This window comes from Microbacterium sp. BF1, from assembly GCF_019279095.1.
In the GTDB taxonomy this organism is placed as follows: domain Bacteria; phylum Actinomycetota; class Actinomycetes; order Actinomycetales; family Microbacteriaceae; genus Microbacterium; species Microbacterium maritypicum.
The window spans coordinates 1-880 of sequence record NZ_JAGYWT010000727.1 but is presented as its reverse complement, the minus strand read 5'-3'; the positions used below and the strand labels follow the sequence as shown (position 1 = coordinate 880).

Annotated in this window: 2 protein-coding genes; both read right to left on the bottom strand. The window is 71.5% G+C overall.

Going from position 1 to position 880, the window contains the following annotated elements:
* Positions 1 to 374, bottom strand: a 374-nt coding sequence (locus tag KZA10_RS16355) for a glycosyltransferase family A protein (protein ID WP_218683418.1), incomplete at its 3' end; no start/stop codon positions are given.
* Positions 375 to 396: 22 nt separating this feature from the next.
* Positions 397 to 880: aminotransferase class V-fold PLP-dependent enzyme (locus KZA10_RS16350; RefSeq protein WP_218683417.1), on the bottom strand; the 484-nt coding region annotated here is incomplete at its 5' end.

The following is an 880-nucleotide window of genomic DNA, read 5'->3' as shown; positions in this document are numbered from 1 at the left end:
CGCACGTAGGCACCGGCGACGAAGTCGCTTCCCGTCTGCGCGAGCGTTCCCGTCAGGCGGGCCAGGGCGTCCGGCAGCAGTTCGTCGTCCGCGTCGAGGAAACCGAGGTAGGGGGTGGAGACCTGATCGAGACCGACATTGCGCGCCGCGCCGAGGCCGCGGGAGGCCTCGTGTCGGATCGACGTGAACCGACGGTCATCGGCTGCGGCGGCGTCGAAGATCGCCCCCGTCTCGTCGGTCGAGCCGTCGTCGATGAGGATCGCTCGCCACCGCGACTCGGTCTGCGCGCGCAGAGAGTCCAAGGCGGCGGGGGCGAAGGCGGCGATGTCGCGTCCGGGGACGATCAGCGTCACGATCGGGGCGGAGGCAGTCACCTGCCGAGTCTATGGCCGCGTGTCAGCCCCGAGCCGCGCGCACCGACTCTGTGACGAGCGCGGCCAGTCGTACGGGAGCGTCTTCGGGCAGCGGAACGCGTCCGAAGGTGAAGCGCACGGCGGTCTGCGCCACCTCGGGCGCCACGGCGCAGGCGAGGAGCACATGGGAGGGCTCATCGCTGCCCGCCGCACACGCCGATCCGCTCGACGAGATGACACCGCGGCGCTCCAGCTCGAGCAGCACCGATTCCCCGCTGGTGCCAGCGAAGGTGAAGCTCGCCGTCCCTGGCAGACGATGCAGGGCTTCACCGGTGAGCACGGCTTCGGGGATGCTGTCGAGGACCAGGGCGATAAAGTGCCTCGTCGCCGCGCCGACGCGCGCGGCGACCACCTCGCGTTCGTGCTCGGCGATCTCCAGAGCCGTCGCAAGTGCCACGGCCCCCGCGACGTTCTCGGTACCGGAGCGTCGTCCGCGCTCCTGCCCGCCGCCGTGCAGCAGCGCCTCG